This is a genomic window from Yokenella regensburgei (genome assembly GCF_051486985.1).
In the GTDB taxonomy this organism is placed as follows: Bacteria; Pseudomonadota; Gammaproteobacteria; order Enterobacterales; family Enterobacteriaceae; genus CBFFRJ01.
The window spans coordinates 88,026-114,143 of record NZ_JAHVDV010000014.1 but is presented as its reverse complement, the minus strand read 5'-3'; the positions used below and the strand labels follow the sequence as shown (position 1 = coordinate 114,143).

The 26,118-nt window shown below is 54.2% G+C and carries 21 protein-coding genes and 1 pseudogene; 7 read left to right on the top strand and 15 right to left on the bottom strand.

Annotated features, from left to right (window positions below):
* Positions 1-193: 193 nt before the first annotated feature.
* The 6 genes and pseudogenes from KXR87_RS11915 to KXR87_RS11890 form a co-directional block, all read right to left on the bottom strand.
* Positions 194-361, bottom strand: coding sequence for a hypothetical protein (locus KXR87_RS11915; RefSeq protein WP_437432455.1), 168 nt, complete (start codon positions 359-361; stop codon positions 194-196).
* 348 nt (positions 362-709) lie between these two features.
* Positions 710-2,945, bottom strand: a pseudogene (locus KXR87_RS11910) (YgiQ family radical SAM protein); the annotation flags it as partial.
* A gap of 227 nt (positions 2,946-3,172) precedes the next feature.
* The gene (gene ftsP, locus KXR87_RS11905; protein WP_437432454.1) at positions 3,173-4,585 is read right to left on the bottom strand and encodes a cell division protein FtsP; all 1,413 of its coding nucleotides are present in this window, start codon (positions 4,583-4,585) and stop codon (positions 3,173-3,175) included.
* Between the two features lie 67 nt (positions 4,586-4,652).
* Complete coding sequence (locus tag KXR87_RS11900; protein WP_437432453.1) at positions 4,653-5,390, bottom strand: 1-acylglycerol-3-phosphate O-acyltransferase; 738 nt, start codon at positions 5,388-5,390, stop codon at positions 4,653-4,655.
* Positions 5,391-5,568: 178 nt separating this feature from the next.
* Positions 5,569-7,827: a DNA topoisomerase IV subunit A gene (gene parC / locus KXR87_RS11895; protein WP_437432452.1), complete on the bottom strand. Its 2,259-nt coding sequence runs from the start codon at positions 7,825-7,827 to the stop codon at positions 5,569-5,571.
* Between the two features lie 119 nt (positions 7,828-7,946).
* On the bottom strand, positions 7,947-8,360 hold the full coding sequence (locus KXR87_RS11890) for a YgiW/YdeI family stress tolerance OB fold protein (RefSeq protein ID WP_437432451.1): 414 nt from the start codon (positions 8,358-8,360) through the stop codon (positions 7,947-7,949).
* A gap of 148 nt (positions 8,361-8,508) precedes the next feature.
* Between KXR87_RS11890 and qseB the strand changes: the two genes are divergently transcribed.
* The 4 genes from qseB to KXR87_RS11870 all read left to right on the top strand — a co-directional run bounded on the left by qseB (position 8,509) and on the right by KXR87_RS11870 (position 11,546).
* On the top strand, positions 8,509-9,168 hold the full coding sequence (gene qseB / locus KXR87_RS11885) for a quorum sensing response regulator transcription factor QseB (RefSeq protein ID WP_437432450.1): 660 nt from the start codon (positions 8,509-8,511) through the stop codon (positions 9,166-9,168).
* A complete protein-coding gene (gene qseC, locus KXR87_RS11880; RefSeq protein WP_437432449.1) occupies positions 9,165-10,517 on the top strand; it encodes a quorum sensing histidine kinase QseC in 1,353 nt (450 codons plus the stop codon). The genes qseB and qseC overlap by 4 nt, the downstream gene beginning before the upstream one ends.
* A 102-nt stretch (positions 10,518-10,619) precedes the next feature.
* The gene (locus KXR87_RS11875) at positions 10,620-11,201 is read left to right on the top strand and encodes an NAD(P)H-dependent oxidoreductase (RefSeq protein ID WP_437432448.1); all 582 of its coding nucleotides are present in this window, start codon (positions 10,620-10,622) and stop codon (positions 11,199-11,201) included.
* Positions 11,202-11,231: 30 nt separating this feature from the next.
* Positions 11,232-11,546 (top strand): putative quinol monooxygenase, encoded by a 315-nt coding sequence (locus tag KXR87_RS11870; RefSeq protein ID WP_437432447.1) that lies wholly within the window; start codon positions 11,232-11,234, stop codon positions 11,544-11,546.
* A 471-nt stretch (positions 11,547-12,017) separates the two neighbouring features.
* Here KXR87_RS11870 and KXR87_RS11865 read toward each other — a convergent pair whose 3' ends face one another.
* The 3 genes from KXR87_RS11865 to KXR87_RS11855 form a co-directional block, all read right to left on the bottom strand.
* Entirely contained in the window at positions 12,018-13,208 is a 1,191-nt protein-coding gene (locus tag KXR87_RS11865) for a glycoside hydrolase family 88 protein (protein ID WP_437432446.1), read from the bottom strand.
* Between the two features lie 34 nt (positions 13,209-13,242).
* Positions 13,243-14,511, bottom strand: a complete 1,269-nt coding sequence (locus tag KXR87_RS11860; protein ID WP_437432445.1) for an oligosaccharide MFS transporter — start codon at positions 14,509-14,511, stop codon at positions 13,243-13,245.
* A gap of 78 nt (positions 14,512-14,589) precedes the next feature.
* A complete protein-coding gene (locus KXR87_RS11855; protein ID WP_437432444.1) occupies positions 14,590-16,428 on the bottom strand; it encodes a DUF2264 domain-containing protein in 1,839 nt (612 codons plus the stop codon).
* A gap of 164 nt (positions 16,429-16,592) precedes the next feature.
* Here KXR87_RS11855 and KXR87_RS11850 point away from each other — a divergent pair, with 164 nt between their 5' ends.
* Positions 16,593-17,450 carry an AraC family transcriptional regulator gene (locus KXR87_RS11850; protein ID WP_437432443.1) on the top strand — a complete coding sequence of 286 codons (858 nt, stop codon included), beginning with the start codon at positions 16,593-16,595 and terminating at the stop codon, positions 17,448-17,450.
* 54 nt (positions 17,451-17,504) lie between these two features.
* Here KXR87_RS11850 and KXR87_RS11845 read toward each other — a convergent pair whose 3' ends face one another.
* The 3 genes from KXR87_RS11845 to uxuA all read right to left on the bottom strand — a co-directional run bounded on the left by KXR87_RS11845 (position 17,505) and on the right by uxuA (position 19,438).
* Positions 17,505-17,843 carry a DUF1869 domain-containing protein gene (locus tag KXR87_RS11845; protein WP_437432442.1) on the bottom strand — a complete coding sequence of 113 codons (339 nt, stop codon included), beginning with the start codon at positions 17,841-17,843 and terminating at the stop codon, positions 17,505-17,507.
* A gap of 11 nt (positions 17,844-17,854) precedes the next feature.
* Complete coding sequence (locus KXR87_RS11840; protein WP_437432441.1) at positions 17,855-18,187, bottom strand: DUF1971 domain-containing protein; 333 nt, start codon at positions 18,185-18,187, stop codon at positions 17,855-17,857.
* 186 nt (positions 18,188-18,373) lie between these two features.
* Positions 18,374-19,438 carry a mannonate dehydratase gene (gene uxuA / locus KXR87_RS11835; RefSeq protein ID WP_437432440.1) on the bottom strand — a complete coding sequence of 355 codons (1,065 nt, stop codon included), beginning with the start codon at positions 19,436-19,438 and terminating at the stop codon, positions 18,374-18,376.
* A 327-nt stretch (positions 19,439-19,765) separates the two neighbouring features.
* Here uxuA and uxaC point away from each other — a divergent pair, with 327 nt between their 5' ends.
* On the top strand, positions 19,766-21,172 hold the full coding sequence (uxaC, locus tag KXR87_RS11830; protein WP_437432439.1) for a glucuronate isomerase: 1,407 nt from the start codon (positions 19,766-19,768) through the stop codon (positions 21,170-21,172).
* Between the two features lie 24 nt (positions 21,173-21,196).
* Positions 21,197-22,729: an MFS transporter gene (locus KXR87_RS11825; protein ID WP_437432438.1), complete on the top strand. Its 1,533-nt coding sequence runs from the start codon at positions 21,197-21,199 to the stop codon at positions 22,727-22,729.
* Between the two features lie 49 nt (positions 22,730-22,778).
* Here KXR87_RS11825 and parE read toward each other — a convergent pair whose 3' ends face one another.
* From parE to cpdA, 3 genes are read right to left on the bottom strand one after another with little or no spacing between them, the layout of a single operon-like run.
* Entirely contained in the window at positions 22,779-24,671 is a 1,893-nt protein-coding gene (gene parE, locus KXR87_RS11820) for a DNA topoisomerase IV subunit B (protein ID WP_437432437.1), read from the bottom strand.
* Between the two features lie 41 nt (positions 24,672-24,712).
* On the bottom strand, positions 24,713-25,288 hold the full coding sequence (gene yqiA / locus KXR87_RS11815) for an esterase YqiA (RefSeq protein ID WP_437432436.1): 576 nt from the start codon (positions 25,286-25,288) through the stop codon (positions 24,713-24,715).
* Complete coding sequence (gene cpdA / locus KXR87_RS11810; RefSeq protein WP_437432435.1) at positions 25,288-26,115, bottom strand: 3',5'-cyclic-AMP phosphodiesterase; 828 nt, start codon at positions 26,113-26,115, stop codon at positions 25,288-25,290. Before cpdA ends, yqiA begins: the two co-directional genes overlap by 1 nt.
* Positions 26,116-26,118 lie beyond the last annotated feature (3 nt).

The window sequence follows — 26,118 nt, the reverse complement described above, 5'->3', positions numbered from 1 at the left end:
TCTTGAGGCGACAGGGAAACAGGTGACCGGGGCATAATCTCTCCCACGGGCTCAGAGGCACCAGGGCCAGGGGATGCTCACCGGTCACCTCCCGATGATCAGTCGGGGATCTTCTCCGGCTGAGCGGAGAAGATCAAGACATAAGGGTCAGGGTAAGGGGGAAAAGGCGGCGCTGAGGGCTATTCCGTTCACCTTATGTTCCCTGCTTTTCAGTAGCGACAGAACCCGTGAACGTGCCATAGCCGTTCACCGCCACCGCCACCACCCGGGCTCCCGGCCACGAAAATCGCCGCTGGCGCAGTCCATTATTCGCCCCATCCCAGGAGCTTACCCCTTCAGGGCTAGCGCAGGCACTATTCAAAATTGCTCCCGGCAATGTTGTCAGTTCCTCCTTCAGGCTTATCGGGGATGGGCGAAGGTAACGTCCCTGTAAGTTCGCCCTCGCCGCGCATCTGCACATCGCCCCGGCCTTGCGGATACGCGTCGTCGATTTTCAGCCGGCCCCCGTTATCGCGGTGATTGTCTTATTCTCATTACACCGTGATATCGCTGTAAAACGTAATATTACTGAGGATTCCTCAACCCGATGGATGAGGACATCAGACTGCCGTCAGCCAGCGTTACGTTTGACCACTTTCCTGGCACTCTCACTTCTGACAGCGCCGCTTTTCACCGTGCCGCTCTTTGCAACACCGCCTCTGGCGACGCCGCTTTTCGCCGTGCCCTGACCTGCCGTCGCAGGCTTCGCTGAGCCATTCTGACGTTGGTGCACAATCGGCGTATGCTTGGTCAGCGCAGGGCGGGTATTGCGGTTCTGTCGGCGCGCTTCGCGCATCTCATCCAGGGTCGGCGCTGGCACCAGACAGTCGCGGCGTGAACCAATCAGATGCTTTTTACCCATCTCTTCCAGTGCCTGACGGATAAGCGCCCAGTTCGCCGGATCATGGTAGCGCAGCAGCGCTTTATGCAGACGACGCTGCTTGTCCCCTTTTGGCACCACCACCTCTTCACTCTTGTAACCAATTTTACTGAGCGGATTTTTCCCGGTGTAATACATGGTCGTTGAGTTGGCCAGCGGCGACGGGTAGAAGTTCTGCACCTGGTCCAGACGGAAGCGGTGTTTCTTCAGCCACAGCGCCAGGTTAACCATATCTTCATCACGCGTGCCTGGATGCGCGGAGATGAAATAGGGAATCAAATACTGCTCTTTACCTGCCTGCTTAGAGTAAGTGTCGAACAGTTGTTTAAAGCGGTCATAGCTCCCCATGCCCGGCTTCATCATCTTCGACAGTGGCCCTTCTTCCGTGTGCTCCGGCGCGATCTTCAGGTATCCACCCACGTGATGGGAGGCCAGCTCTTTGATGTAACGAGGATCTTCCACGGCGATGTCGTAACGGACCCCGGAGGCGATCAGGATCTTTTTGATCCCTTTCAGGTCGCGGGCGCGACGATAGAGATTGATCGTCGGCTCATGGTTAGTATCCATGTGCTGGCAAATGTCGGGGTATACGCACGACAGGCGGCGGCAGGTCTGCTCCGCGCGCGGGGACTTGCAACGCAACATATACATGTTGGCCGTGGGGCCGCCTAAATCGGAGATAACCCCGGTAAAACCTGGCACTGTGTCGCGAATGGCTTCGATCTCGTTAATGATCGAATCTTCGGAGCGGCTCTGGATGATGCGTCCTTCGTGTTCGGTTATGGAGCAGAAGGAACAGCCGCCGAAGCAGCCACGCATGATGTTAATTGAGAAGCGGATCATATCATACGCAGGAATACGGCTGTTGCCGTAAGCCGGGTGCGGTACGCGTTTGTACGGCAAGGCGAAGACACTGTCCATCTCTTCAGTCGAGAGCGGGATAGCCGGTGGGTTAACCCAGATATAGCGATCGCCATGTTTCTGCATCAGAGCCCGCGCACAACCGGGGTTAGTTTCATGGTGGAGAATGCGCGATGCATGGGCGTACAGAACCTTGTCGGCTTTGACCTTCTCGAAAGAGGGCAGCAGCACGTAGGTTTTTTCCCAGGGTTTAGGGCGCGGCGGCTGCACCACAACGGCTTTGGCTTCCGTTTGGCTGGGTTCGACCGGCTTGTTGTCGGCGCAGGGTAAATCCTCACCGTAAGGATGGGGAATGGGGTCGATTTTTCCCGGCATATCAATAATGCGGGAGTCGACACCGCTCCAGCCCGGCAGCGCTTCTTTAACCATAATGGCGGTGTTGCGCACATCACGGATCTGCGCGATGGCTTCCCCCTGAGACAAACGGTGGGCCACCTCCACCAGCGGACGTTCACCGTTACCGAAGATCAGCATGTCGGCTTTGGAATCCACCAGCACCGAGCGGCGCACGGTGTCTGACCAGTAATCGTAATGCGCCGTGCGGCGCAGGCTCGCTTCGATGCCACCGAGAATCACCGGCACCTCTTTCCAGGCTTCCTTGCAGCGCTGGGTATAGGCAAGCGTAGCGCGATCCGGACGTTTGCCCGCCACGTTATCCGGGGTATAGGCGTCATCATGGCGGAGTTTACGATCTGCCGTGTAGCGGTTAATCATTGAGTCCATATTGCCGGCGGTCACGCCAAAAAAGAGGTTCGGTTTCCCAAGGCGCATGAAGTCATCTTTGCTGTTCCAGTCCGGCTGCGCAATGATGCCTACGCGAAAGCCCTGCGCTTCCAGCATACGACCGCAAATTGCCATCCCGAAACTCGGATGATCGACATAGGCGTCACCGGTAACCAGAATGATGTCGCAGCTATCCCAGCCAAGTTGGTCCATTTCACTACGGGACATGGGTAAAAATGGGGCCGGACCAAAACAGGCCGCCCAGTACTGGGGCCAGGAAAAGAGGTCTCGATCCGGCTGGATCAGGGATATTGCGCTCATCTTGCTTCCAAAAAAGTGGCAAAAAAATAATCAAAGGGCGGGGATTATACGCCGGATCAATAGATGAATTGAAGGATTAACTGTGGGGTTTTTCCCCTCACCCTAACCCTCTCCCCAAAGGGGCGAGGGGACCGATTGTGCTCGCATTTTTTTCTGGGGATTCTTCAGCCCAGAGGGAGAGGGAATCTATCGAGCGGGCCGGGAGTCGGTTTTCTCACTCAATCTATCGAGCGGGCTGGCGGGAGGCTTTCTCCCTCTCCCTTTGGGAGAGGGCCGGGGTGAGGGATATTAGGGTGCCGGGTTCACCAGCAGCTGGCCTATAGACCCTCTGTCAGCCATTTCAAGCGTCTGGCTACCGTACTGGAACGGGAAGTGAGGCCATGAAGGCTGGCCGTAATAGACCAGTAGCTCAACCTGCCCGTCCACCCAGATGGTGTCTTTCCAGCCACGATCTTCCGGGAACGGCATGGCGCCATTGACGTTGCGTACCTGGAACATGACCCCTTCCATATGGAAAGACTGCGGCATATCCGCACGCACCGTCCAGCGCTCCCACGTTCCCTGTTGCGCGGTAATATCAAGACGCTGTGGATCCCAGAGCTGACCATTAATGCCCGGATCGCTGCCAAGCGTAATATCGCGGCTGCGCGTCGGCGTGCCGGTCATGATGTCCGCAGGCAGCAGGCGCATCGGTAGCGTATCAGTCACCAGCGGCAGAAGCCCGGTAGGTCGCAGCGTCAGTACCAGCGTAGAGATAAGAATGCTTGAGGGTTCAAAGAAGCCGCGCAGACGATCCACAATGCCTGCAGCTTCACCACAGGTGAGCGATACTTCATCGCCATTGGTCATATCGACGAGAATTTCGCGGCGCTCGCCCGGTGCCAGCGCCAGCTGTTTAATCGATACCGGCGCGGTGAGAAAACCCTGGTCCCCGGAAATGACATGCAGCGCACGTCCATCGCTCATCTGCAATTGATAGCGTCGGGAGTTGGATGCGTTCAGCAGACGCAGGCGCACCCAGCCGCGGGAGACTTCAACAAACGGGCTTTGCGCACCGTTGACCATCAGGGTATCACCCACAAACCCACCGCTGCCCGGCTCGCTGTATTCCGGGGTGCCGAAGTTATCCAGACGTTTATCCTGAATAATGACCGGAAAATCATCCACGCCATAGTGGTTAGGAATAGGCAGTGATTTACTGATCTCATCTTCCACCAGCCACATTCCTGCCAGCCCGTTGTAGACCTGCTGAGCAGTGCGATTCGGTGTGTTAGCGTGATACCACAGGGTGGCGGCACTCTGGCGGACAGGCAGGACAGGCGCCCAGTCATTATTGGTGGTCATCATCCTGGCCGCTCCCCCCATCAGCGGGCCGGGAACCTGTAGCCCACTCACGGTCATGGCGACATTATCGGCCAGGCGGTTACTGTAAATCAGTTTGACATCATCGCCGTTCCACACGCGGATCGTCGGCCCAAGATAGCGACCGTTAATTCCCCATACCTGCGCCCGCGTCCCGGTCGCAAAAGACCAGTGGGCACGTTGCAGGGTAAGAAACAGCGGCTGGCCACGGCGGGACTCCAGCAGAGGAGGAATGGGCAGCGGGGGTTGCTGCCCGGCGGCGTTCGCCCTCAGCGGCATCGCGCTGGCGCAAAGCGCTGCGCCAGATGCCTGGATAAATTGACGCCGACTGAGTGACATAGATGCTCCGTGTAATACTGAATAAACCGTACGGGAAGTCATTTCCCGGGACATTAACAGCGGGGACTTACACCCGACCCGTGGCTTCGCGTTCCGCCACTTCTTTATCTAATTCGCCAATCTTCTTCGCCATCAGCTCATGGCAATGCGCTGCCAGCTCACGAATCTGATCTTTACCATAGCCGCTGGTGTCGACAGGTGGCAGCATTTCCACAATCACCAGCCCATTTTTGATGCGGTTGAGATTGATTTTATTCGAGGTGGTAGAGACACACACGGGAATGACAGGAACGCCGGCAGCAATGGCGGCGTGGAATGCCCCGGTCTTAAACGGCAGTAAGCCACGGCCACGGCTACGGGTGCCTTCCGGAAACATCCAGACGGAGATATTGCGTTTCTGAATGTGCTTAACCACCTGCGCAATGGTGCCGTGTGCTTTTGCCCGGTTATTGCGGTCAATCAGCAGGTTGCCCGTCAGCCAGTAGAGAAGACCAAAAAAGGGTACCCAAAGCAGGCTCTTTTTCCCCACCGTCACCGTCGGCGGCTGCACGATATTAGACGCCGTGACCATATCGTAGTTGTTCTGATGATTAGCGATATAAATCGCCTTGCCGAAGTTCGCATAATCCTGCGGCAGGCGTTGTTCAACCTTCAGACCAAAGACGGGAGCAAGACGACCAAACATATGCCCGAACGTAGCGACATGCTTTGGATTACGGGGGCTCAACAAGCAGTACAGGCAGCCAAATACACAAACCAAAATAGAATAAATGACAACGATGATGACGCGAATAATAAAAAGCATAGCTACCTCGAAAACCCATCCTTATGAGCATGAAACGTTAGCCATCAACACACAGGGCCAGGTCAGATGCGGGTCCGTAAAAGTCATATTGTTAATCGCAATTCTCGAATAAACAACGCTTTTACGGGAAAATTTACCACTGCCCCCCTCAGAACGAAGGGGGCAAGAAATGCACGAATTACTCTTCGCTGTTGCCAGCGCTGGCGCGTGCTGGCGCGTCAATTTCAACGCGATCAATGCGTTGTAATCCCCGCATCAACGTGCCCCGACGCCCACGCTCACCCTGTACTTTTTGCAGCTCTTCAGGGCGCAGTTTGATCTTGCGTTTTCCGACGTGAATGGTCAGCGTGCTCTGCGGAGGTAACAGATAAAGATGCGCCAGCCCATCTTCACCTTTCGCCGCCTCCGCAGCAGGGATGCCAATGATTTTGTTTCCTTTACCTTTAGAAAGCTGCGGCAGATCGCTGACCGGGAACATTAGCATCCGTCCTGCCTGGGTAATGGCCAGCAGCATATCAGCGTCGTTTTCAATTTCCAGCGGCGGCATGACGCGCGCGCTATCCGGCAGGCTGATTAAGGTCTTACCGGCGCGATTGCGCGCCACCAGATCGTTAAAGGTGCAGACGAAGCCATAACCGGCGTCGCTTGCCATCAGTAATTTCTGATCCTCACTGGTCATTACCATATGCTCGACGGTTGCCCCTGGCGGCAGCGTCAGTTTACCGGTCAGCGGCTCGCCCTGCCCACGGGCAGAGGGTAGCGTAATGGGGTCAATGGCATAGCTGCGGCCAGTAGAGTCGATGAAGACAACCGGCTGGTTACTCTTCCCTTTGGCAGAGGCTTTCCAGCTATCGCCGGACTTAAAGCTCAGCCCTTGCGCATCGATATCATGGCCTTTGGCGCTACGCACCCAGCCCATCTGTGACAACACAATGGTGACAGGCTCGGACGGCAGCATATCGTGCTCGTTCATCGCCTTCGCTTCTTCGCGCTCATGCAGCGGAGAGCGACGATCGTCGCCGAAGGCATCCGCATCCGCCTGGAGCTCTTTCTTGAGCAGCGTATTCATCTTGCGTTCAGACGCCAGAATGCCTTGCAACTGATCGCGCTCTTTTGCCAGATCGTCCTGCTCGCCACGAATTTTCATCTCTTCGAGTTTGGCAAGATGGCGTAATTTCAGCTCAAGAATGGCTTCCGCCTGGGTTTCGCTGATGCCAAAACGCGACATCAGAACCGGCTTCGGCTCATCTTCGGTACGAATAATGTGAATGACGTCGTCGATATTGAGAAACGCCACCAGCAAACCTTCCAGGATATGCAGGCGCTTAAGCACTTTCTCCAGACGATAGTTCAGACGGCGGCGCACGGTGTCGCGACGGAACACCAGCCACTCATTGAGGATTTCCAGCAGGTTCTTCACCGCCGGGCGTCCATCAAGACCAATCATGTTGAGATTGATGCGGTAGCTCTTCTCAAGATCGGTAGTGGCGAAGAGGTGATTCATCACCTGCTCCATATCCACACGATTGGATCGCGGCACAATCACCAGACGGGTTGGGTTTTCATGATCGGATTCGTCGCGAAGATCGTCAACCATCGGCAACTTTTTATTGCGCATCTGTGCCGCAATCTGCTCCAGCACGCGCGCGCCGGACACCTGATGCGGCAGTGCGGTAATCACCACCGCACCGTCCTCTTTTTTCCACACAGCGCGCATGCGCACTGAGCCACGACCGTTTTCGTAGATTTTACGAATCTCCGCACGGGAGGTAATGATCTCCGCTTCGGTCGGATAATCCGGCCCCTGGACAATATCCAGTAACTGGTCGAGGGTGGTTTTGGGCTGCTCAATCAGCGTAATCGCAGCGTTGGCCACTTCACGCAGGTTATGCGGTGGGATATCCGTAGCCATGCCCACGGCGATGCCGGTAGTCCCGTTGAGCAGAATGTTAGGCAGACGCGCAGGCAGCATTTTCGGCTCCTGCAGAGTGCCATCAAAGTTCGGCACCCACTCCACGGTTCCCTGACCGAGTTCGCCCAGCAGGACGTCGGCGTAGCGGGACAGACGGGATTCGGTATAACGCATCGCGGCGAAGGATTTAGGATCGTCCGGTGCACCCCAGTTCCCCTGACCGTCCACCAGCGGGTAGCGGTACGAGAACGGCTGCGCCATCAAGACCATAGCTTCGTAACAGGCACTGTCACCGTGCGGATGATATTTACCCAGCACATCGCCCACGGTACGGGCGGATTTTTTGAATTTGGCGCTGGCACTCAGCCCCAGCTCAGACATCGCGTACACGATGCGACGCTGAACAGGTTTCAGGCCATCACCGATGAACGGCAACGCCCTGTCCATGATGACGTACATGGAGTAGTTCAGATAGGCGTTTTCCGTGAATTCATGCAGCGCAAGGCGCTCTGCCATATCGCTCATTAATCGTGATTCCTCAACGTGTGCGCCCGCCTTTTCGGCGGCAATATTGCCGCAGATACTAACCTATCTGCGGCGAGGAGTCATAACTATGCGCGATTTTTTGAAACCGGGTAAAGCCGCTACTGAGTGACCTTATTAACTTGCTTAACGTCGATCTCAACCGAGTTCCAGTCTTTGTCCACTTCCCCCTGAATTTCCACCACATCCTGCGGCCCTACGCTCACGCCGTTCCAGCGTTTATGGTCAATATCCACGTTGATGGTGCCGGTCGTATCCTTGAAGGTATATACATCATCGGACAGGCGCTCAACGATATTGCCCCGCAGCGTCACCCAGGCATCGTCACGCATGGACTTAGCACGCTCTACCGTTGCCGTACCGCCGGCAGGTCCGGTGAATCCACCGCCTTGTGCGCTGGTTGCGCCAGGCCCGTTAAACCCGCCGCCCTGGGCGGCAGTTTGATTTGTATTCGCCGCAAACACGGGGGCAGAACAGATCATGACAATCGCGGTCATCGCAGCAATCTTTTTCATCTTTTCTCTTCCTTTGTCAGTCGATTCACCCCTATTAAACCCGCCAGTTCTTAACAACTTCTTAAGGCAAAAAAAGAAATCTTTTTTCTGTACAGCCCACTGAAACTGCATGTTTACTTGCTGACAGGCGAGAAAAAAGGGATGTCACATGCGCGTGTTACTGATTGAAGACGACAAACTCATTGGCGACGGAATCAAAGCGGGGTTAAGCAAACTTGGCTTTAGCCCTGACTGGTTCACGGATGGGCTGCTTGGCAAGCAGGCGCTCTACAGCGCGCCTTATGATGCCGTCGTGCTGGATCTGACCCTGCCCGGTCTGGACGGCCTTGAGATCCTTCGTGAATGGCGCGACAAAGGCCACAGCGAGCCAGTGCTCATCCTCACCGCCCGCGATGCGCTCGATCAGCGCGTGGAAGGGTTACGCCTCGGCGCAGATGACTATCTGTGTAAGCCCTTTGCGCTGATAGAGGTGGCCGCCCGGCTTGAGGCGCTGGTTCGCCGTAGCCACGGTCAGACTCGCAGCGAACTGCGCCACGGAAAGATAACGCTTGATCCCGTAAGCCTTGTCGCCACCCTGGCAGACGAGCCCCTGTCCCTTAAGCCAAAAGAGTTCGCGCTACTGGAGTTGCTGCTACGGAATGTTGGTCGCGTGCTGCCACGCGCGCTGATTGAAGAAAAAATCTACAGCTGGGATGACGAGGTGACGAGTAACGCCGTCGAGGTGCATGTTCACCATTTACGCCGAAAGCTTGGCAGCGACGTTATCCGCACCGTTCACGGCATCGGCTATACCCTGGGTGACGCATGAGATGGCCTGTTATCGCAAGCCTGCGCCTGCGCCTGACGCTGCTGTTTTTGCTGCTGGCGACGGTCGCCTGGCTTTGCGCCAGCGTGGTGGCCTGGCAGCAGACCCGCGAAAAGCTGGACGAGCTCTTTGATACCCAGCAGATGCTGTTTGCCAAACGACTGAGCACCATGAGCAGCGATGAGGCCGGTCATCTTCGCTCTACCGCGCCACCTGACAAAAAAGTGAAGCGGGGGCATCTGGACGACGACGCCCTGGCCTTCGCCATTTTTTCGCTGGACGGTAAACCTGTACTGCACGATGGGGAAAACGGTAAGCAGATCCCGTGGAATTATCATCGTGACGGATTTGAAAATGGTCATCTGAAAGATGACGACGATGACTGGCGGTTCCTGTGGTTAACCTCGGCTGACGGGCAGTACCGTATTGCTGTTGGGCAGGAGTGGGACTACCGCAAAGAGATGGCGGTAGAGATCATTCGCTCGCAGCTCACCCCCTGGCTGGTGGCGCTTCCGCTGATGCTTATCGTGCTTATCCTGCTACTGAGCCGGGAGCTGACCCCGCTCAGACGGCTTGCGCAGTCGCTGCGGACACGCGAGCCAGACAGCGCCACCCCGCTCCCCCACACCGGCGTACCCAATGAAGTTCGCCCGCTGCTGGATGCCCTCAACCAGCTGTTTGCCCGCACGCAAAACATGATGCAGCGTGAACGCCGTTTCACCTCCGACGCCGCGCATGAGCTTCGTAGCCCCTTAACCGCCCTGAAAGTTCAGGCCGACGTGGCGCAGCTGTCGCAGGACGATCCGTGCGCGCGCGATAAGGCCCTGAATCAGTTACATGCAGGCATTGAGCGCGCCTCGCGCCTGGTCGATCAGTTGCTCACCCTCTCCCGCCTTGACTCTCTGGAAAACCTGGAAGATGTGGAGCCTGTGGCATTAGCGCCTTTGCTTGAGTCAGCAGTGATGGACATTTACCACACTGCCAGACAGGCCGGGGTGGATGTGCGCCTGAACATCATTGCGCCGCAGGTCACCCGCATCGGGCAACCTCTGCTGCTCAGCCTGCTGGTGCGCAATTTACTGGATAATGCCGTGCGCTACAGTCCCGCCGGCAGTGTGGTACGGGTGACGCTGGAGGCCCGGGGTTTTAGCGTCAGCGATAACGGCCCTGGTATCAGCGCCGAGGCGCTGGCCCGCATTGGTGAGCGTTTTTATCGTCCCGCGGGCCAGCACGCCACGGGCAGTGGGCTGGGTCTCTCCATTGTCAGGCGCATCGCTCATATGCATCGCATGACAGTGACCTTTCAGAACGCCCCCACCGGAGGATTCATCGCCGCGATCGCACTGCCATAATTATTGCTGCTAGCGCAAAAGTCTTTGCACGCTTTGCCTGGTTCGTCAAAGGTCTTATCGGGATAGAATTGCCGTCATTGACGTTCCCTAAGGACAAACCTGATGAGCAATATCCTGATTATCAACGGCGCAAAGAAATTCGCCCACTCTAATGGTCAACTCAATGACACGCTGACCTCCGTTGCTGAAAGCGTACTGCGCGATACCGGGCACCAGGTAAAAACCGTGCGTACCGACGGCGACTACGACATTCAAGCGCAAGTGCAGAACTTTCTTTGGGCTGACGTGGTTATCTGGCAGATGCCAGGCTGGTGGATGGGCGCGCCGTGGACCGTGAAGAAATATATGGATGATATCTTTACGGAAGGCCACGGCGCACTGTACGCCAGCGATGGCCGCAGCCGTTCTGATGCCGCTAAAAAATACGGTTCCGGCGGCCTGATTCAGGGCAAAAAATATATGCTCTCTCTGACCTGGAACGCACCGCTGGAGGCCTTTAACGATGAAGAGCAGTTCTTCCACGGCGTGGGCGTGGATGGCGTTTACCTGCCTTTCCACAAAGCCAACCAGTTTCTGGGCATGGAACCACTGCCAACCTTTATCGTTAACGACGTCATTAAAATGCCAGACGTGCCGCGCTACATTGAGGAATATCGCAAGCATCTTGGGCAAATTTTTGGTTAACTGAGAGACTGGACTTAGAAGGAGTTAACCATGTTGACAGTGATTGCTGAAATTCGCACCCGTCCGGGGCTGCACCATCGCCAGGCCGTACTTGAAAGATTTGCCGAAATTATCCCCACCGTACTGCAGGAAGAGGGTTGCCACGGTTATGCCCCCTGGGTTGACCACGCCGCTGGCGTCAGTTTCCAGACCGCCGCACCTGATTCCATTGTGATGGTTGAGCAGTGGGAAACGGTCGCCCATCTGGAAGCGCACCTTGCCACTGCGCACATGAAAGCCTGGAGCGAAGCGGTGAAAGGCGACGTGCTGGAAACCCATATTCGCATTCTGGAGCAAGGGGTTTAATCCTCTGCGTTCAACGCTCTCCCACTGGGCTGCGGGATCCCCAGTAATATGTTTTTGCAGCGACAACATTGCGCCATGAGAATAGAACAGTCACCGCGATGACAGGGTCCGGCTGAAAATCGACGACGCGTATCCGCAAGGCCGGGGCGCCGCGCAGGGATGCGCGGCGAGGGCGACTTTACAGGGATGTTACCTTCGCCCGTCCCCGATAAGCCTGAAGGATTAAGCGTCGTGGACCGCGAAGCGGCGATTTTCCTTGCCGGGAGCCCGGGTCGCCAGGGTGGTGGCGGTGAACCACCCTGGCACGTTCACGGGTTCTGGCGTGACAGAGAAGCAAGAAACATAAGGTGAACGGAATGCCCTCAGAGCCGCATGTTCCCCTCACCCTGACCCTCTCCCCAAAGGGGAGAGGGAACCTGACGTGCTCGCATTTTTTTGTGGCGATTTTTAAGTCCGTAGGGCGACAGCACGCTACCAGTACAGCTTCCAGCTCTGGCTAAACCGCATCAGCGCCTCGACGTAAAAATAATCTCCCCAGCTGCAGCATTCATCCACGCCTTTGTCGCTCGCAAGATGGTAGACCGAGTGCTTGAGTAGCCCGTTGGTAGGCTCATTTTTACCCGCCAGATAGTGCTTACCCAGCGACGACATAATGCGCATCGCCCAGTGCTGATAGCGCTCACGATCCGGATCGGTGACCGGCAGATGCTTGATAAGCTCAAGCAGCCCGCAGACAGCAATCGCCGCCGACGAGGAGTCCCGCAGCGCGTCGGTCTCCACCAGCGCCAGATCCCAGTGACAGACAGCATCTTCCGGCAGGCGGTTCAGGAAGTAATTAGCCAGCCTTTTCGAAAGCGCGACCATCTCGTTGTCGCCGGTGTAGATGAAACTCAGAAGGAAGCCGTAAATCCCCCACGCCTGGCCGCGCGACCAGCAGGAGTCATCCGCATAGCCCTGCTGGGTGTTGCCATAACGCGGCGCGCCTGTTTTCACATCCATATAGTAGGTGTGAAAAGTGGAAGCATCCTCGCGTATTAAATAGGTCGCCGCCTGATTCACATGCGCCTGCGCCGCTTTAGCAAAACGCGGATCGCCGGTCTGCTCACTTGCCCAGTAGAGCAGCGGCAGGTTCATATTACAGTCAATGATCATACGCCCGGCCTGCTCCGGGTCGCGAAGATCCCCCCATGCCTGAATGATCTGCGCCTTCTGGTGAAAGCGTTCGAGCAGCGCTTCTGCCGCCTGCAGGGCAAAGCCGCGTGCCTCGCGATGACCGGTCAGTCGCCAGGCCGACACGCACGAGAGGGTGTACAGGAACCCCAAATCATGAGTGTTTGTGTCAAGACGTCCCGCAATGCGCAGGCCAAATGAGCGCACATTTTTTTCCGCCAGCTCGCGAAAAACCTCATCCCCGGTCATCTCCCAGGCAAGCCATAACTGCCCGGTCCAGAAACTGGTCGTCCACTCCACATTTTCGGTGAGCGGGTAGTAGCCGTTTACACAGGTTTCAGCGGGAAACTTCTCACCGAACTGCGTTAAATGACGACGAATCAGTTCGAGGGTATGCTGCCGTGCGCTGTCCAGTTCATCTGCAAATCGCTGCCGGTCAACCGGCGCACCTGGACACTCCCGTAACGGTTCCTCAACGATTTTACTTAACATAGTTCGGTTCCTTCTTTTAAAAAAATACCCGGTATTAACGCGAAAGATGATTGCCTGCTATATCCAGCGGTGCACGCTGACGCCATTTGCTCTGGCAGGCCGAGAGGGTCCATGCGGATATCAAGGTAAAGGTCAGTGCCGTCGCGCCCATAATAATGTAGGTATTTTCAAAACCGATGCGGTCATAGAGTAAGCCGGCGGGAGAAGAGACCACCACATTACCTACATACAACATCGCCTGATAACCCAATAAATACATGGTTGCATTAACACGCTTATCAAAATGCTCTGCAATGTATTTAAATACCGAGACCAGCAGCAGACAGATTTCCAGACCGTACAGCGGCTTCAGCACGGAAATTAATAAATGAGAATCACAGAGGCCGGATATAATCAGCCGCGCTCCGACTACCATCCCCACAATTAACAGACCACGTTTAGCGCCGATATAATTCACCACCAGTGGAATTACCATATACATGATAAATTCCATCCCGGACTGCACGGTGCCCAGGTAGCCAAATACCGCATTCCCCTGATGCACATCGTCAAAGAAGGTGACGAAATAGCGCGAGAACTGCTGCTCGGCGATAAACATCATCCATGCCACGCCAGCAACATAGAGGCAGAATGCCCAGAATTTGCGGTTACGCAACAGCGCGTAAACGTCCGCAGGCACAATCTTCTCTTTGGTCAACACCTCGCTGGCGTTAGCCGCATTGACGTTCACCTTCAGGCTCAGCAGCACAATAAACATCACCACCGATGCCACGCTACCCATGATGAAGTTCCACGCCGGTGAAATGTTAAACAGCAGGCCGGAGAAAGAGGACGCCACGGCCCAGCCCAGCGATCCCCACATGCGGATCTGCCCAAACTCCATGCTGTTTAAACGGCTATAGCGGTCACTGTAAGATTCGCAGGCCGCCACCCCGGCATACCAGGCAAAGCTTAAATAAATGGCCCCGACAATAATTCCCATCATGGTATTCGTCAGCAATAACGGCTGATACACATAAATAAAGAACGGTGCCATTAAGGCCGACATTAACACGACAAAATAGAGCAGGTATTTACTCATTCCGATTTTATCAAGAATATAACCGTAAATCGGTTTCAGAATTACTGAGAAAATACCATTAACAGCAAATACCGTACCGATAACCGTGCCACTCAGATTGGCTTTTTGTCCAAGCCAGATGGCTAACAAACCGATACTTGCTGACCAGGTAAAAAAATAGAGAAAGATAAATGAACTGATTTTGTAATATTCAGTCCGGGTGTTGATGGCTGATTTTTCCATACTATCCTCGACAAATCGTGTAGCGTTCAGAGATTGCGAATGACGAAAATATTTCTGTTATTGTTCTGGCCGCGCGGATTAATGCGCAAAGGTTATTATTGTATTGTGCTCTTTACTCTTCACCCGAATCCCTTCGGGCTCAATGGTTAATTCCGGTACAACAGAATAAAAATCATGTGAGCTTAAACTGGCCTGCACTGCGCAGGCCAGCCAGTGTTCCCCGACTGGCAGGATGTTATGTAGCATGGGGATGGTCGCACACTCAGCAAACATGACGCTGCTATTAGGTGGGGTTACCACACAATCGGCTTCGCGCACACGCAGCGGTGAGAGATCGACAATCGCACTCACCCCATTGGCAGCCTGCACAAGCCCGCCCCTCTGCGTCCCCTGCGCAAGCGGCCGCAGAGGGGCCTTCATCACGGCAAAACCGCCCTCCACGCTGTGCAGTTCACGCGCCGTGCGGATGCGGTGTACCCGCAGATGCCACTCCCCACAGGGGATAAGCCAGGTCGCGATCTGTACATCACGCCACGGCGACCAGCGAGAGAAGATGTGGTTATCCTGCACCACCACCTCGTCACAGGCCCGACGCCCACGAAAATAGTTGTCACCCTCGCTCAGCAGCAACATAGAGTCACATGCCGCGTGCTTAATACCGTAGCGCCCGCGCTCAATGGTGAAACCAAAGCGGCTGGAGTAGGCAAATTTGGTGTATTTTGCCTCGGTATTGACGTAGTTATTCAGCTCAAGCTGACCGGAAGTCAGCATGTAGACATGGCGGGACCCGGCGGAATGCACCAGAATCTGCTGCGCATGAGCAATAGCACGGTGCGAAGCCAGCGTCGGCAGCGGCGCCTCTTCGGCCTGCCAGAAAGCGTGATGCGCTGGCAACGCCAGAATTAAAAATACCTTCAACGCCCAGTAAGGCGAACCGGGCGAGTTGTAGTCCTCACACATCGCCAGGTTGGGGTATGCAAACCCAAGCGTCAGCACGCCGTCACGGTCAAAAATGGGTTGTGACAGCCACCAGCGAAGATGGCGCAGAATAATGCCTTTCACGATACCAGGCGTGAGCACCGGTAGTGCAGACCAGGCCACCGAGCTCCAGAACGCCACCATTGCAAACCGGTAAGTCAGACTGCGACCAAAGGGGATGGATTCGCCGTCGGCGGCAGACATATAGATAAAATCATCGGCGAACTGCACCGCACGTTCGCGCAGCACCGCGGCGCGCTCCGGGTCATCTTCCCCGTTGAGGGTGGCATAAATCAGGCCATAAAAATGAAAGGCCATCGAGATGTAATAGTCTTTTGGACGACCAGGACCGTCGGAATACCAGCCGTCTCCCAGATAGTAGGCTTCCATCAGCGTAAAGCGGCGATCGATAGCCTGCTTATCCCAGGGTAGCCCCGCACGCTTAAAGCCCAGCTGCACCAGAATCGCGAAATAATTCCAGTTACTGTCGGGCATCTGTGCATCGGTGATTTGATTCAGCCAGCGGTGCAGGTTGTCGCGCTCACGCGGGCTGAAACCGGCCAGACACTCTCCCTGGAGCAGCGCCAGCCCCAGTCCCCAGGCTGCCATCTCCACCAGCCGCTGGTCGTAGGGGCCAGTCTCGCCCCAGTATTCGCGACTTTCAGGATCGGTTCCCTGCTTCAGCGCGGCGAAGTATTTGTCGGCAAGCGGCGTTGCATCCCCACCGGCCAGCAGCGGGAACAGCCCCCACATTGCCCGCGACAACCCTTCCATCTCTGCAATTTTTGCCCCGTAATGCGCCTGGGTTTCACCGAGCGAGAATCCTGAACGGCCCGCAGGAAACGCGATATCCAGCGCGTTTAACATTGTCGTCAGTTCCGCCACGACATCCTGCCGGGAAGACAATGAAATTGATTTTTTTTCGTCGGGCATCGGCATCGGTTCACTCCCCTGATAAGTGGCTAAAGAATAGTGAACCGACACTGTGTAGAAATGTTACCCCGGTCACACTGATGAGCTTTGTTTAAACCCCGTGTTGAGAAAATTTAAAATGGTGGTTTATAACGTTCGCTATTGCGATAAAAATTGAGATCTGTTGCACCATGAGTGACCGCTGGCATGCAGAACGTCTGGAGCTCATCACCCTCAACGATACGGTAGTGTCGTTCAGCCGTCTTTTTGCCAATACGGTGCGCTACCATCACTGGCATCAGTGTTTAGAAGTGTTGTATGTCGAGGAAGGGTTTGGCGTGGTGATTGTGGATAATCGCCAGTACACCATGCGCCCCGGCAGGCTCTTTTTTTTCCCGCCGTTTACGCTGCATAAAGTGATGGTTGATGAACAGGCGCAGAACAGCTACCGGCGAACCATCATTCATGTCGACCAGCATGCGGTACTGAAGCTGTTTCGTGATTTTCCGCATAATCAGCGGCGATTACAGCGTCTTTCCGCGCGCGGTGGCGCAGCCGTGGTGATGGATGCTGCGGCCATTCATGCGCACATCGACCATCTGTTCAGCGACTACGCCCGGATGGCGACGCTGGCACGGCTGACCGCTGAGCAGGTCGCCTGCCTGCTGCTCACTTTGCTCAATATGCTACCTGAAGAGCAGGAAACGATGCCGGAAACGCAGACCGGCATCGCCACACCGGTGATGTTCTGGCTGGAGGAGAATTATCAGCGCAAGTTTAGTCTGAATCAGCTGGCTGCCGACCTTGGAAAGTCACGCAGTTATGTTTCCCGTCGTTTCCATTTCGAAACCGGCGAGCCTGTCCACCAGTACTTAAACACGTTGCGCTTACGAAAAGCCTGCGAACTGCTGTTACACAGCACCCGCAGCATTCGCGACATTGCCAGCGAAAGCGGCTTTTCCGATGTGACCTACTTTATCAGCGCCTTTAAAAAGGGGATTGGCGAGACGCCGTTGCGCTATCGCAAGAATCACACCCCGGCCAGCTAACATACGCCCGGTCAGCCCTGTGGGGTGGCCAGGCTTGTCACGTTCCGCCGTGACTTACCAGCCGCAGACGTTGGTCTCTTCGTCGGACTCATAGCCACGCACGATGTTGATCAAGTCCTTCACGGCATCAGCAGCAAAGGTTGGATCGTTCAGCTTTGCCAGGCTGAGCTGGTCTTTATCAACAGAAACGCCGTTGTTTTTGTTTGTCACGGTCAGCACAAAACCTTTTTCACTTTCGCTTTTATCTGTCAGCTGTTCCAGGAGCGCGTTGACCGCCCCGACGGCAACATCGGGCACATACAGCGCCATCGGCTTCAACCAGATTTTTTCATGGGTTTCGCCATTACTGCGGTTGGTTACGGCTAAGGCATAGCCCAGATTTTCAGTGGTCATTTTTTTCTCCCTCATCCTTCAATCAAAATTTTGGGATCAACCCAAAAATCGACGTTAAACACCGTATCGTCCGTCAGGGCTTCGATGCGATGCCAGACTTCTGCCGGGAAAACACCGAACTGCCCGGCTTCGATTGTTAATGTTTCAACAGGCTCCGGGCTGGTCTCATCGGCATAACCGTAGTACCGAATCGTGCCCTGCATCACGCTCAGGCGCGGAAAAACGCCCTGACGGGTGCCTGCATCAAGATGACGTTGCCAGATGGAGGCCGGAGCTGTTTCGTTTGTCCATAAGGGTGTGGTGCGGACGTGTACATAATTCGTAGGTATAACAATGCGTTGCATGTTTCATCCTCGTAGGAATGTGTGTCGGGAGAAACGTTATGTTGCAAACAAAATACTACTTTAAGCAGATAATGGGAACGACAAAAGGCTTAGTACAACAAGAGGGGTAGAGAGGAGGTAGAACGGAATAAGTCATTAGTCAGGCGATAATGCTGGCGAAAATGTATCGCCAGCATTCAACGTCTGTTACCGTTTTTGCAGGGCTTCCCACAGGCCAAGCAGATAGGTCACGCCCAGTGCCCGATCGTATAAGCCATAGCCCGGACGGCCAGTTTCTCCCCAGATAAAACGCCCGTGATCGGGGCGGATATAACCATCAAAACCATTGTCATGCAGCGACTGCATTACTTTGTACATGTCTAACGAACCGTATTGTGATGGGTGAGCGCACTCATAAAAATCTTTATCTTTGATGAGCTTAATATTGCGTACATGGGCAAAATGGATGCGCTTACGACGGCTAAACTCCGCGAGGATTTCATAGACGTTGTTGTCAGGATCCTCGGCGATGGAGCCGGTACAAAGGGTGATCCCATTGGCGGGTGAATCCACGGCATTGCACAGCCAGTCCAGATCCTGACGATTTTTCACTACCCGCGGCAGGCCGAAGATGGAGTACGGCGGATCGTCCGGGTGGATTGCCATTTTGACTCCGACCTCTTCACAGACTGGAATAACCGCTTTCAGGAAGTAGACCAGGTTTTCACGCAGCTTCGCATCATCCACCGCCTTATAGCTGGCGAATAACTCCTGCACCTGAGCCAGTCGTTCAGGCTCCCATCCTGGCAGCGCAAATCCGTTGGCGTTGCTCAGCACTTCACTGACCACCTCTTCCAGGCTCTTGTCGATATCTTTCTTTTCAAAAGCCATCGTCACTGAACCATCCGGCAGAACATAGTTCATGTCGGTTTTCATCCAGTCGAAGACCGGCATGAAGTTGTAGCAAATGACTTTTACGCCATACTGCGCCAGGTTACGGATGGTTTGCTTGTAGTTTTCGATGTAGCGGTCGCGGCTGGGCAGGCCAATTTTGATGTCATCGTGGATATTCACGCTTTCAATGACTTCCATTTTCAGCCCGGCTGCATGCGCCTGATTCACCAGTGCTTCAATTTTATCAACGGGCCACAACTCACCTGGCGGTACATCGTAAAGCGCACCGACAACCCCTTCCACACCCGGCACCTGCCGGATGTACTCAAGGGACACTTTGTCTTCTTTTGGCCCAAACCACCGCATTGTCATCCGCATACAACAACCTCGATTCGAATTTGTTAACATCCACTACCATACTAGTAGCTACTGACTGCTACAGTAATCCCCTGCGCGCCATTAATCAATATATTCCTCAAACAAATAATAATCGGTGAATAAAATGAGATTGATATTAATTTTCAGTTAATAAACAAAAGAAACTTGAGACAAAACCAGGATATTAAATCTTGACGTGGTTCACATTATTAAAAATCAATCTTGTATGGTAGTAGACTATCATTTTTATCGGTATACCGTAAAAAAGATTGAAGGTAATTGGTTCATTAAAAAACCGCACACGGAAAATTCAGGAGCAGGTAGAAAATGTCACTGATTAATGAGGACTTTATGCTTACCAGCAAGGCTGGTCAGACACTCTACAAGCGCTACGCAAAGCATCAACCTATTATTGATTATCATTGTCATCTGGAAGCCAGAGACATTTTTGAGAATAAACCTTTTCGCGATATTACCCAGCTTTGGCTTGAAGGCGATCACTATAAATGGCGTGCCATGCGGGCAAATGGTATTCATGAGAAATATATTACTGGTGACGCTTCCTCAGAAGAAAAATTTGAAGCCTGGGCAAAAACCGTAGAATCAAGTTTTGGTAATCCGCTGTATCACTGGACTCACCTTGAACTTGCCAGCTATTTCTCTCTCCATCAGCCGCTGAGTCATAAAAACTGGCGGGACGTGATGACGGCGTGTAATGAACAGATCGCCGGACGCGATTTTTTACCCAGAGCATTAATAACGCGCTCAAACGTGGCGGTGATTTGCACTACCGATAAACCCCTGGATGATTTGAAATATCACAAGCTATTACAACAGGAAGAGGGATTTAATACCCGCGTCCTGCCGACGTTTCGCCCGGATGAACTGTTTGATGCCGATCCGACACGCTTTGCTCACTTCCTCTTTCAGTTAGGGAGTGCGACAGGGACAACCATCCGTAACCTGGCCTCGTTCGTCGCCGCGATCGCCGCGAGGATTGACTATTTCCATCAGGTCGGCTGTCGGATCTCCGATCACGGCCCGCTGGAGATGACTTACTGCCCGGTAACGCCCGCGCAGGCAGAAGCCCTTTTCCAGTCCCGAATGGCGGAGCGTGAACTCACACCTGATGAGATGCAGGCGTGGAACAGCATGATCTTTGTCGAACTCGCCGCGCTCTATCAGCAGAAAGCCTGGGCGATGCAAATACATTTTGGCGCCATCCGTAATAATAATTCCCGCCAGTATCGGGAGATTGGAATAAACAGTGGTTTCGATTCTGTTGCCGACCAGGTAAATCTGGCGGCCCATCTTAATGGGCTGCTTAATGCGATGGCAGAAAATAACGGGCTGCCAAAAACCATTATTTACAACCTTAACGCAGGTTATAACGACATCGTGGCGTCCACCCTGGCGAATTTCCAGAGTGGAGAGGAGGGTATTAAATCCCCTATGCAATTTGGCTCCGGCTGGTGGTTTAACGACACGCATCGCGGCATGGTAAATCAACTCACTACCCTTGCCGATCAAGGTTTGTTGGCTAATTTCATTGGCATGCTGACCGACTCACGTAGTTTCGTCTCTTATCCCCGCCACGATTATTTTCGACGCATACTTTGCAACCTTATTGGTGGCTGGGTAGATCGCGGGGAAGTCCCGGAAGACATGGATATTTTATCAAGGATGGTAAAAGGGATTTGTTGTGATAACGCCCGCGCTTATTTCAATTTTTAATTTATCCATTCACGAGATAAAAATATGAAGCGTTCAGAAAGAAAAATCACTATCCCCGTCAGTATTGGTTACGGCCTTACTGATATTATGGGAGGCGGCGCCTTTACAGTTATTGGCGCATGGCTGTTATTTTATTACACCACCTTCGTGGGGCTGTCGCCTCTGGAAGCGGCATCCATTGTGGCGATCGCACGTATCGTAGACGCCATTATCAGCCTCTTTATGGGCTCTTTTACCGACCACTTCTATAAAAATGCCCTCGGGAAGCGATTTGGCCGCCGCCGTTTCTTCTTGCTGATTGGCTCCCCCTTAATGCTGGTTTATGCCCTGCTGTGGCTCAACGGGATGAACTACTGGTTCTATCTGAGCGTCTATCTGGCGTTTGAGATCATTGCGGCGATGGTGCTTATCCCCTGGGAAACCCTGCCATCCGAAATGACCAAAGACTTTAACGCCAGAACCAAGCTTTCAACCGGACGCATGTTTTTATCGGCCACTGGGACCTTCCTTGCCACCTTTATTCCGGGGCTGCTGATTGGTTACCTGGGTGAAAAGAGTGCTGAAGCCTACCTGATTAACGGTATCGTCTTCGCCGTAGCCTTTATGGTTTGTGTCCTGATCTCGTGGAAAGTTACCTGGGAGCGTGAATTAACGCCTGAAATGCTGGCGGAACTGGAAAACGAGCGCTCGGCATCACGGGTGAATATTCTGGGGTTGTTCAAAGATTATCTTTCTACGCTGAAAGTGCGCGCCTTTCGTAAACATCTGGCGATTTATCTGCTCTCTTTTACCGCAAAAGATATCTATAACACCGTTTTTGTTTTCTTCTGTGTTTACTGCCTGCAGGTCTCCTCTGCGTTTGCAGGCAGCCTGCTCTCAATGAGTATTATTGGTCTTCCCGTGACCCTGGTCGCTGGCTTTGCCATCATTAAGTTTGGCCCATCAAAACTGTATGTCTTCGCCTACAGCCTGATGATGCTCTGCCTGGGCGGCATTTTGCTGATTTACCTCTTCCCGACGGCGCAGAAAGCACTTTTACTCATTATTCTTGCCGGTCTGTATCAGGTGGGTCGCTGCGTTCTGGAATTCACGCCGTGGAATGTGTTTCCGTTCATTCCTGATATTGATGAGATGATCACCCGCCAGCGTCGTGAAGGGCTGTTCGCTGCGGTGATGACCTTCTCACGTAAGACAACGGTCGCTATCGCCACTTTTGTTGTCGGTTTCATTTTACAGGAAGGCGGTTTTGTTAAAGGCAGCCAGATTCAGCCGCCGGAAGCGGTACAAACCATCGCGATGACGCTGTTTATCGGCACCGCAGGTTTACTTGTCCTCGCCCTGTGGCAGGCGCTGACCTTCCATCTGAACAAACAGACGCACAAAATCTTTGTTGATGAAGTGGAGAGACTGAAAAATCAGGGTTCGCGTCTGGCGGTGACGCCTGAAACACGCCGGGTTGTGGAAGATCTGACCGGCATGCATTACGAGCAACTGTGGCCGGAAGTGGAAGCGGATAAAGTGAACGCGCCGCGTGCCCCACATCCATTAACCGATTAATGAGTAATAAAAACGCTTCAGGTTTGACGGCCTGAAGCGTTTGTCAGGATCAGGCTTCGATATCCGCCCTGTCCCCTTTCTCCTGCAGCCAGTTACGGCGATCCTCAGAGCGTTTTTTCGCTAACAGCATATCCATCGTCGCATTGGTCTGCTGCTCATCTTCATCGCTGATAATCAGCTGCACCAGACGACGCGTATTAGGATCCAGTGTGGTTTCGCGCAGTTGCAGAGGGTTCATCTCGCCGAGTCCTTTGAAGCGCTGAACGTTCGGTTTACCCTTCTTACGCTTCAGTTGCTCCAGCACACCGGTTTTCTCTTCTTCCGTTAACGCGTAGTAAACCTCTTTACCCAGATCGATACGGTAGAGCGGCGGCAGGGCGACATACACATGGCCGTTTTTCACCAGCGTGCGGAAGTGCTTCACAAAGAGCGCGCACAACAGCGTGGCAATGTGCAGACCATCGGAGTCGGCATCCGCCAGGATGCAAATTTTCCCGTAGCGCAGCTGGCTCAAATCCTCACTGTCAGGATCCATACCGATCGCCACGGAAATATCATGCACCTCCTGAGAGGCCAGGACTTCATCGGATGAGACTTCCCAGGTGTTAAGGATCTTGCCCTTAAGCGGCATGATCGCCTGATATTCACGGTCGCGCGCCTGCTTGGCAGAACCGCCCGCCGAATCCCCTTCCACAAGGAAAAGCTCGGTGCGATTCAGATCCTGCGCGGTACAGTCCGCCAGTTTTCCGGGTAAGGCTGGCCCACTGGTCAGCTTTTTACGAATGACCTTTTTGGCTGCACGCATCCGGCGCTGTGCGCTGGAAATCGCCATTTCAGCCAGCATTTCTGCTGCCTGCACATTCTGATTAAGCCAGAGACTGAATGCGTCTTTCACCACGCCGGACACAAAGGCAGCGCACTGACGCGAGGATAAACGTTCTTTGGTTTGACCGGCGAACTGCGGGTCCTGCATTTTCACTGACAGCACGTACGCACAGCGGTCCCAGATATCCTCAGCCGACAGTTTCACGCCGCGCGGCAGAATATTTCGGTACTCGCAGAATTCACGCATGGCATCGAGCAGCCCCTGACGCAGACCGTTGACGTGCGTACCGCCCTGCATGGTGGGGATGAGGTTGACGTAGCTTTCCGTCAGCAGCTCACCGCCTTCCGGCAACCACAGCAGCGCCCAGTCCACGGCTTCCGTCTCGGCGGCAAAATTACCGACAAAGGGTTTTTCCGGAAGCGTTGGCAGGCCGTTAACGGTCTCCATCAGATAGTCGGTAAGACCATCCTGATAGCACCAGCGTTGTTCGGTATTGTTCACTTCATCTTTGAACGTGATCTCAACGCCCGGGCAGAGTACCGCCTTGGCTTTGAGCAGGTGCGAAAGACGTGAAACAGAAAAACGCGGACTATCGAAGAACTGTTCATCCGGCCAGAAATGAACGCTGGTCCCCGTGTTACGTTTTGCGCAGCTACCGACGACGTTCAGATCCTGAACTTTATCGCCATTTTCGAAGGCAATGTTATAGATTTGCCCGTCACGTTTGACGTTAACTTCAACGCGACGTGAAAGCGCATTCACAACCGAGATGCCCACACCGTGGAGACCACCGGAGAACTGGTAATTTTTGTTTGAGAACTTGCCGCCTGCATGCAAACGACACAGGATCAGCTCGACCGCAGGCACGCCCTCTTCAGGGTGAATGTCCACGGGCATACCGCGCCCGTCATCAATGACTTCCAGAGACTGATCGGCGTGCAGAATGACATCAACACGCTTCGCGTGGCCTGCCAGCGCTTCATCCACGCTGTTATCAATGACTTCCTGACCAAGATGGTTAGGGCGGGTGGTATCGGTATACATCCCCGGACGGCGGCGAACCGGCTCAAGCCCGGTGAGTACCTCTATGGCATCAGCGTTATAGGATTGCGTCATGGTTTGTTCGTAGATAGTGATCGGGTCGTTTCCCTGGCGGCTCAACGAAGCCCAAGGAAGTCGACAATCTGTGTGAAATGATTCTCAAAGCCCACAAAAGCATGATTACCGCCTTCTTCTACCGTCTGGCGGCACGCATCGTAGTAGTCGACGGCCTGACGGTAATCCAGCACTTCATCGCCCGTTTGTTGCAGAAGCCAGAGCAAGTCCGGTGCTTCCAGAGGGTCAACCTGCATCACTTTGAGATCGTAAATATGGCGTGACTCTAGCACATATTGCTGCCCCGTGTAGGGGTTCTCGTTATGACCAAGAAAATCGGCCAGTAACTCGAACGGACGAACCGCCGGATTCACCACAACGGCAGGCAGGGTAAAGCATTGCGAAAGCCAGGTCGCGTAGTAACCGCCTAAGGACGATCCCACGATGCCAAGCGGCTGCCCACCGTTCTCCAGCACCAGCAACTCCAGTAGTTCTGCGGCTTCGGCCGGATAGGGCGGTAACTGCGGCACGACAACATTAATATCAGGGTGATGGCGTGCCAGCCACTCTCTCAGACAGGTCGCTTTCGCAGAGCGCGGTGAGCTATTAAAACCATGCAGATATAAGAGGGTGGCCATCAGTAGCCTTCTGACGCGGTATCGGGGCTGAATCGGGCACTTTGCAAGCGGCAGACTTCCGTATGCATACTGCCGTCGGCGTGTAACTCAAGCCAACGCCATCCAGGGGCGATAGTATCCAGCGTGAAGTTGGCGCAGTGGGGCTTAAACTGAACGCAGGTCGAAGGCGTTGCCAGCATCCGGCGGCCATTCCAGTTGAGATCCAGCTCCTGGTGAATATGCCCACACAACATGTTCTTCACGTTGGGGTAGCGCACCAGTACGTTATCCAGCTCGGCGGCATTGCGCAAACTGTGCTGATCGAGCCAGCTACATCCGGAAGGCAAAGGGTGATGGTGCAGCAGCAGCAACGTATAACGCTCGCCGGCATCCGTCAGCTTTTTCTCCAGCCAGTCGAGCTGAAATTCGCTGAGTTCGCCATGCGGAACGCCAAACACCTGGCTGTCCAGCAAAAGAATTTGCCAGTGCTCACCCACAAACACGCGTTTAGCCGGCGAAATGCCCGCCTCGTGGAGGGCGTTGTACATGGCAGGCTGGAAATCATGATTACCAGGTAGCCAAACGCAGGGTACGCCAAACCTTGCGATGCCTTCAGCGAAGTGCTGATAAGCCGCAGCCGTTTGATCCTGCGCCAGGTCGCCCGTGGCGACGATTAAATCGCAGTGACGCTGCTGAGCCTGAATGGCATCCAGTACGGCCTGATAGCTTTCCCAGGTATTCACCCCTAACAACGTGTCGTGCTTTTCGGCAAACAAATGAGTATCAGTAATTTGTAATATCCTGACACTGGACTCATCCGCCAGATTCAGGTTTAACAGGCTTTCCAAATG